The sequence below is a fragment of the Streptomyces sp. QH1-20 genome, assembly GCF_041283565.1.
Lineage (GTDB): Bacteria > Actinomycetota > Actinomycetes > Streptomycetales > Streptomycetaceae > Streptomyces > Streptomyces syringius.
The window spans coordinates 7,519,624-7,528,265 of sequence record NZ_CP166299.1; the positions used below are offsets into that span (position 1 = coordinate 7,519,624).

The 8,642-nt window shown below is 75.6% G+C and carries 1 protein-coding gene (running past one end of the window); it reads left to right on the top strand.

Features of this window, described 5'->3' with window-relative positions; translation table 11 throughout:
• Window positions 1–8,602, top strand: partial view of a type I polyketide synthase gene (locus AB8O64_RS33480; protein WP_370423428.1) — the final stretch only. The gene continues 19,787 nt to the left of window position 1, outside the view; only the last 8,602 of its 28,389 coding nucleotides appear in the window; the start codon falls outside the window, past its left edge; the stop codon is at window positions 8,600–8,602.
• Window positions 8,603–8,642 lie beyond the last annotated feature (40 nt).

The window sequence follows — 8,642 nt, forward strand, 5'->3', positions numbered from 1 at the left end:
GGCCTTCGCCGACGGCGCGGACGGCACCGCCTGGTCCGAGGGCGTCGGCATCCTCGTCCTGGAGCGCCTCTCCGACGCCGTGCGCAACGGACACGAGGTCCGCGCCATCGTGCGCGGCACCGCCGTCAACCAGGACGGCGCGTCCAACGGCCTCACCGCGCCCAACGGCCCGGCACAGCAGCAGGTCATCCGCCAGGCCCTGGCCGACGCGGGCCTGACCGCCGCCGACGTCGACGCCGTCGAGGCGCACGGCACCGGCACCACGCTGGGCGACCCGATCGAGGCCCAGGCGCTGCTCGCCACCTACGGGCAGGACCGGGAGCGCCCGCTGCTGCTCGGCGCGGTCAAGTCCAACATCGGTCACACCCAGGCCGCCGCCGGCATGGCGGGCGTCATCAAGATGGTCCTGGCCATGCGCCACGGCACCCTGCCGAAGACCCTGCACATCGACGCCCCGTCCTCGCACGTCGACTGGTCGGCGGGCGCCGTCGAGCTGCTGACCGAGCCGGCCGCGTGGCCCGAGACCGGGCAGCCGCGCCGGGCGGGCGTCTCCGCCTTCGGCGTCAGCGGCACGAACGCCCACGTCATCGTCGAGCAGGCACCGCCGGCCGGGCCCGCACCCGAAGCCGAGCCCGTGCGCACGACCGCACCGGCCGTCGTGCCGTGGGTCGTCTCCGGCCGGACCCGCGAGGCCCTCGACGAGCAGATCGAGCGGCTCACCTCCTTCGCCGCGGACCACCCCGGGCTCTCCCCGGTGGACGTGGGGTACTCGCTCGCGAGCGGCCGTTCCGCCTTCGGGCACCGCGCGGTGCTGCTGGCCGGCGCCGACGGGGTGACGGAGGCCGCGCGCGGCCCGCGCGCCGCCACGGGCACGTCCGCGTTCCTCTTCTCCGGACAGGGCAGCCAGCGGACCGGCATGGGCCGCGAACTGTACGAGCGCTTCCCCGTCTTCGCCGAGGCCCTGGACGCCGTCCTGGCCCACCTGGACCTGGAACTGGACCGCCCGCTGCGCCAGGTGCTGTTCGCCGAGGCGGGCACCGACGAGGCAGAGCTGCTGGACCGTACCGGCTTCACCCAGCCCGCGCTGTTCGCGATCGAGGTCGCGCTGTACCGCCTCGTCGAGTCGTGGGGCATCACCGCGGACTTCGTGGGCGGCCACTCCATCGGCGAGATCACCGCCGCCCACGTGGCCGGGGTGTTCTCCCTGGAGGACGCCTGCCGGCTGGTCGCCGCCCGCGCCACGCTGATGGAGGCGCTGCCGGCGGGCGGGGCGATGCTCGCGGTGGAGGCCACCGAGGACGAGGTCACCCCGCTGCTGGCCGACGGCGTCGCGATCGCCGCGGTCAACGGCCCGAACGCCGTCGTCGTCTCCGGCGCCGAGGAAGCCGTCCTGGAGACCGCCGGGCGGTTCGCCGCCGACGGCCGGCGCACGACACGGCTGCGGGTGAGCCACGCGTTCCACTCGCCGCTGATGGACCCGATGCTGGACGCCTTCCGCGCGGTCGCGGACGGTCTGACCTACACGGCGCCACGTATCCCTGTGGTCTCCAACCTCACCGGCGCTCTCGCCGACGCCGAGCAGCTGTGCACGGCCGACTACTGGGTGCGGCACGTCCGCGAGGCCGTGCGCTTCGCCGACGGCGTCCACACCCTGCGCGCCGCCGGTGTGGGGATCTTCCTCGAACTCGGCCCCGACGGCGTGCTCTCGGCACTGGTCCGGCGCGTCCTCGACGGGCAGGAGCCCGAACCGGCCGTCGTGCCGGTGCTGCGCGGCGACCGGGGCGAGGAGCGGGCCGTGGTCACCGCGGCCGCCCGACTGCATGTGCACGGGGTGTTCGTGGACTGGTCCGGATTCTTCGCGGGTTCGGGTGCGCGGCGGGTGGAGTTGCCGACGTATGCGTTCCAGCGGGAGCGGTTCTGGCCGGAGGTGGTCGCGGCGCCGGTGGCCGGGTCGGTGGATCCGGTGGACGCGGAGTTCTGGTCGGCGGTGGAGCGTGAGGACCTGGGGTCGCTCGCGGATTCGCTGGAGTTGGACGGGGAGACGGTGACGGCGATGGTGCCGGCGCTGTCGTCCTGGCGCCGTCGTCGTCGTGAGCAGTCCGTGGCGGATGCCTGGCGTTACCGGGTGACGTGGAAGCCCCTCACGGCACCCGCCACCGCCGCACCGCGCGGCACCTGGCTCCTCCTCGTCCCGGCCGGGTACTCCGACGACGCGTGGCTGACCACCGCCGTCACCGCGCTGGGCGAGGACACCGTCCTCGTCGAGGCCGATGTCACCGACCGCACCGCTCTGGCCGACCGGCTGACGGAGGCACAGGGCGACGACGGCGCGTACACGGCCGTCGTGTCCCTCCTCGCCGCCACCGCCGGGGACGCCTCGCTCCCCACGGCCGCGGCATGGCCGTCCGAGCTGCTGGAGGCGCTCGACGCCGCCGGGATCGAGGCGCCCCTGTGGTGCGTCACCCGCGGCGCGGTCTCCGTGGGCCGCTCGGAACCCCTGGCGCACACCGGCCAGGCCGCCGTATGGGGCCAGGGCCGGGTGGCCGCGCTGGAACACCCGGACCACTGGGGCGGTCTGGCCGACCTGCCCGAGACCCTCGACGCGCGCACCGCGGACCGCTTCGCGACCGCGCTGGGCGGCCACGACGGCGAGGACCAGCTCGCGATCCGTCCCTCCGGGGTGTTCGCGCGGCGCCTGGTACGCGCCGGCCGTTCCTCCGCCACCGCGTGGACCCCGTCCGGCACGGTGCTCGTCACCGGCGGTACGGGCGTGATGGGCGGCCACGTCGCCCGCTGGCTGGCCCGGCACGGCGCCGAGCACCTGGTGCTCACCGGCCGGGAGGGCGCGCACGCTCCCGGTGCCGCCGACCTCGAGGCCGAGCTGGCCGAGCTGGGCGTCACGGTCACGATCGCCGCCTGTGACCTCCCCGGCGCCTCCGGCCGTGCCACCCTGACCGGCCTGCTGGACGCCCTCCCGGAGGGGACCCCGCTGACCGCGGTCGTCCACGCCGACGAGGAGAGCGGCACCGACGCCACGGCCGCGCTCGCCGGGGTGACCGCCCTCGACATCGCACTGGGCGACCGGGCCCTGGAGGCCTTCGTCCTCTTCAGCTCCATCGCCGGCATCTGGGGCGTCCGCGGGCAGGGCGAAGGGGCCGCGATCGGTGCCCTCCTGGACGCGTTCGCCACCCGGCGCCGCGCCCGGGGCGCCACCGCCCTCACCGTCTCCTGGGGCGCCTGGGCCGAGACGACGGACCCGGGCATGACCGGGCACCTGCGACTGAGCGGCCTGCCCGTCATGGACACCGAGGCGGCGCTGACCGCACTCGCCCACGCCGTCACCGACGACGACAGCGGCGTCACCCTCGCCGACGTGCGCTGGGAGACCTTCGCACCCGCCACCACCGCCACCCGCCGCACCGCGCTCTTCGCGGAGCTGCCGGAGGCGCGTACGGCCGTCGAAGCCCTCGCTCACGAGAGCCGGGACGGCCAGTCCGCCGCGGACACGCTGCGGGAGCGGCTGCGCGCCCTGCCGGAGTCCGAGCGGTCCGCCGAACTCCTCGATGTGGTCCGCGACAAGGTCGCCGTGGTACTCGGGCACGCGAGCGCCGACGCCGTCGACGCCGACCTGCCCTTCCGGGACCTCGGCTTCGACTCCCTGACCGCCGTCGACCTGCGCGGCCAGCTCACCACCGCGACCGGACTGAACCTGCCCGCGACCCTCGCGTTCGACCACCCCACGCCCGCCGTGCTGGCCGACCACCTCAAGGCCGAACTGCTCGGCGAGCTGTCCGGGACCCCCGGGACCACGTCCGACGCCCTGCCCACCGGCCATGGGGCCGACGACCCCGTCGTGATCGTCGGCATGGCCTGCCGCTACCCGGGCGGGGTGCGCTCCCCCGAGGACCTGTGGCGACTCGTCATGGCCGAGACGGACGCGGTGGGCGAGCTGCCCACCGACCGCGGCTGGGACCTCGACGACCTGCTCTCCGGCGGGCCGGGCGGCCGCGGCCGCAGCGCCACCGGGCACGGCGGCTTCCTCTACGACGCCGCCGAGTTCGACCCCGGCTTCTTCGGGATCTCCCCGCGCGAGGCCCTGGTCATGGACCCCCAGCAGCGCATCGTGCTGGAGGCCGCCTGGGAGGCGCTGGAGCGGGCGGGCATCGACCCCGTCACCCTGCGCGGCACCGACGCCGGTGTCTTCGTCGGCGGCGGCAGCGGCGACTACCGCCCGCCGGTGGAGTTCGGGGAGTGGCAGACCGCCCAGTCGGCGAGCCTCCTCTCCGGCCGGCTGGCCTACAGCTTCGGGCTGAACGGGCCCACCGTCTCGGTGGACACCGCCTGCTCCTCGTCGCTGGTCGCCCTGCACCTGGCCGCACAGGCCCTGCGCAACGGCGAGTGCTCCCTCGCGGTCGCCGGCGGTGTGACCGTCATGGCCACCCCCACCGGATTCATCGAGTTCAGCGCCCAGGGCGCACTGTCCGCCGACGGCCGCTGCAAGGCCTTCTCCGACGCCGCCGACGGCACCGGCTGGTCCGAGGGCGTGGGCATGCTCGTCGTCGAGCGCCTCTCGGACGCGCGGCGCAACGGCCACCAGGTCCTCGCGGTCCTGCGCGGCTCGGCCATCAACCAGGACGGCGCCTCCAACGGCCTCACCGCGCCGAGCGGCCCCGCCCAGCAGCGCGTCATCCGCCGCGCTTTGGCAGCCGCCGGACTGTCCACCACCGACATCGACGCGGCCGAGGCACACGGCACCGGCACCAAGCTCGGCGACCCGATCGAAGCCCAGGCACTCCTGGCGACCTACGGCCAGGACCGGGAACGGCCCCTGCTGCTCGGCTCGCTGAAGTCCAACATCGGCCACACCCAGGCCGCGGCGGGCGTGGCGGGCGTCATCAAGATGATCCTCGCGATGCGCCACGGCACGCTGCCGAGGACCCTGCACGTCGACACCCCGACCACCCACGTGGACTGGACGGCGGGCGCGGTCCGGCTGCTCACGGAGACGACCGACTGGCCCGACGCCGGGCACCCGCGCCGCGCCGCCGTCTCGGCGTTCGGCGCCAGCGGCACCAACGCCCACGTGATCCTGGAGCAGGCCCCCGGGGCCGAGCCCGCCGCGGCGCCCGCCGGACCCGCCCGGGACACCGGCACCCTGCCGGTCCTGGTGTCCGGCAAGACGCCCGGCGCGCTGCGCGCCCAGGCCCGCAGGCTCCTCGACCACGCGACCGCGACCCCCGACGCCACCGTCGGTGACCTCGCGTACGCGCTGGCGACCACCCGGACCGCCTTCGAGCACCGGGCGGCCGTCCTGGCCACCGGCCGGGACACCCTCCTCGACGGCCTCACCGCCCTGGCCGCCGGGGACCTCGCCCCGCACGTCCTGGAGGGCGAGGCCGGCCGCGCCGGCCGGACCGCGTTCCTGTTCTCCGGGCAGGGCAGCCAGCGCCTCGGCATGGGCCGCGAGCTGTACGAGCGGTTCCCCGTCTTCGCCGACGCCCTCGACGAGGTGCTGGCCCACCTCGACGTCAGCCTGGACCGCCCGCTGCGGGAGGTGATGTGGGGCGAGGACGCGCGGGCCCTCGACAACACCGGCTGTGCCCAGCCCGCCCTGTTCGCCGTCGAGGTGGCCCTGTTCCGCCTCGTGGAGTCCTGGGGCATCAGGCCGCAGTTCGTGGGCGGCCACTCCATCGGCGAAGTCGCCGCGGCGCACGCCGCGGGCGTCTTCTCCCTGGCGGACGCGTGCCGTCTGGTGACCGCGCGGGCGGGCCTGATGCGGGCCCTGCCCACCGGTGGCGCCATGGTCGCCCTGCGGGCCACCGAGGACGAGGTCACCCCGCTCCTGACCGACGAGGTCGCCATCGCGGCGGTCAACGGCCCGAACGCCGTCGTCGTCTCCGGCACCGAGGAGGCGGTCCTCCTGATCGCCGGTCACTTCACGGGCCTGGGGCGCAAGACGACACGACTGTCCGTCAGCCACGCCTTCCACTCGCCGCTGATGGACCCCATGCTGGCCGACTTCCGCCGGGTGGCCGAGGAGCTGACGTACCACCGGCCCACCGTGCCCGTCGTGTCGAACCTGACCGGCGACATCAGCACCGGCGAGGAGCTGTGCACGCCCGGGTACTGGGTGCGGCACGTCCGCGAGGCCGTCCGCTTCGCCGACGGCGTCCGTGCCCTCACCGGCCGGGGCGTGACCACCCTGCTGGAACTGGGCCCCGACGGGGTGCTGTCCGCCCTGGCCCGGGAGTCCGCACCGGAAGCGACACTCGCCCTACCGGTCCTGCGCAAGGGCCACGACGAGGAGACCACCCTCGTCACCGCGCTGGCCCGGCTGCACCTCGGCGGCGTCGTACCCGACTGGTCCGCGTTCTACGCGGGCACCGGCGCCCGCCGGGCGGAGCTGCCGACGTACGCCTTCGAACACGCCCGCTTCTGGCCCGACGACCGGCCGGCGCCCGCCTCCGTGGCGTCCCAGGTAGCGGCAGACGCCACCGACCGCGAGTTCTGGGACGCGGTCGAGCGGGAGGACTTCGCCTCCCTGGAGTCCGTCCTGAGCGTCGGGGGAGACACCCTCTCCAAGGTGCTCCCGGCGCTGCTCGACTGGCGCCGGGCCCGGCAGGAGCAGTCCGTCGTCGACGGCTGGCGGCACCGCATCGTCTGGAAGCCGCTGACCGAGGTCCGCGGCGGGCGGCCCGCCGGCACCTGGCTCGCCGTGGTCCCCGCCGGAGCAGAGGCCGACGCCTGGACGACCGGGGCGCTCGCCGCCCTCGGCACCGACGTGGTGCGGCTGGAGGTGGCGGACACCGCCGACCGCTCGGCTCTCGCCGGGCAGTTGCGTGAACTCACCGCGGGCGGCACGCCGTTCGCCGGGGTCGTCTCGCTGCTGGCCCTGCGGGAGACCGCGGACGGCAGCGCGCCCACCGGGCTCGCCCTCACCACCGCGCTGCTCCAGGCCCTGGGCGACGCCGCGATCGGCGCCCCGCTGTGGTGCGTCACCCGCGGCGCGGTGTCCGTGGGCCGGGCCGAGGCCCTGCGCAGCCCCCTCCAGGCCGCCGTCTGGGGCCTGGGCCGGGTCGCCGCGCTGGAGCACCCGGAGCGCTGGGGCGGACTCGTCGACCTCCCCGAGGTCCTCGACGAGCGCTCGGCCACCGGCTTCGCCGCGGTCCTCGCCGGCTCGGACGGGGAGGACCAGGTGGCCGTACGGCCCGCCGCGGTCTTCGGCCGACGGCTGGTGCAGGCACCCGGCAAGGGGACCGGCCCGCAGTGGGACCCCAGCGGCACGGTGCTGATCACCGGCGGCACCGGCGCCCTCGGCGGCCACGTCGCCCGCAGGCTGGCCCGCGACGGCGTCCGGCACCTGGTGCTCACCAGCCGCCGCGGCGAGGACGCGCCCGGCGCGACCGCGCTGCGGGACGAACTCCTCGCCCTGGGCGCCCGCGTCACCGTCGCCGCCTGCGACGCCGCGGACCGCACCGCGCTGGAGGCGGTCCTCGCGGGCATCCCGGCCGAGCACCCGCTGACCGGTGTGGTGCACGCGGCCGGCGTCCTCGACGACGGCATCCTCGACCGGCTGACCCCGGAGCGCTTCGAAGCGGTCTTCCGCTCCAAGGTCACCTCCGCGTTCCTGCTGGACGAGCTGACCCGCGAGCTGGACCTGTCGGTGTTCGTCCTGTTCTCCTCCGCCTCGGCGGCCGTCGGCAACCCCGGCCAGGCCAACTACGCGGCGGCGAACGCGGTGCTCGACGCACTGGCCGAACACCGCCGGTCCCAGGGCTTCCCGGCGACCTCGATCGCCTGGGGCGCCTGGGGCGGCGGGGGCATGGCCGACGGCGCCGCGGCCGACGCGGCGGCCCAGCGCGCCGGCATCGGCGCGATGGACCCGGAGCTGGCCCTGGAGGCCATGCGCCGACTGGTCATGGAGACCGAACCGACGGCGGTCGTCGCCGACGTCGCACCGGAGAGGTTCGCGCTGGCCTTCAGCGCCGCCCGCCCGGCGGCGCTCCTGCGGGAACTCCCCGGCTACCAGGCCGCCATCGCGGCCACGACGCCGCAGGCCGGCGGCGGCACGGCCGACGGCGGCCTCCGCGACCGGCTCACGGACCTGCCGCACAGCAGGCGCCACGAGGCGGTGCTCGACCTGGTCCGCACCCGGGCCGCCCACGTCCTCGGCCACCCCGACCGGGACGCCGTCGGCGCCGAACGATCCTTCCGGGACCTCGGAGTCGACTCCCTGGGCGCCGTGGAACTGCGCAACCAGCTCAATGCCGCCAGCGGTCTGAGCCTGTCCGCGACCCTCGTGTTCGACCACCCGACCCCCGCCGCCCTCGCCGAGCACATGCTGCGGCAGCTCGTACCCGACGAGAACGGCCCCACCGACACCACCGACGACGAGGAAGCGGAGATCCGGTCCCTGCTGTCCTCGGTGTCACTCGCCCAGCTGCGCGACATCGGCGTACTGGAACCCCTGCTGCAACTGGCCGGACGGGGCACGGCAGACCCCGCACCGGAGGACGGGGACGAGGAGTCCATCGACTCCATGGCCCTGGACGACCTGGTCCGTGCCGCCCTCGACAACCAGTCCGACGCGTCGCGCGATTGACGGAGTAGAGACATGAACAGCACCAACGAGAAGGTTGTCG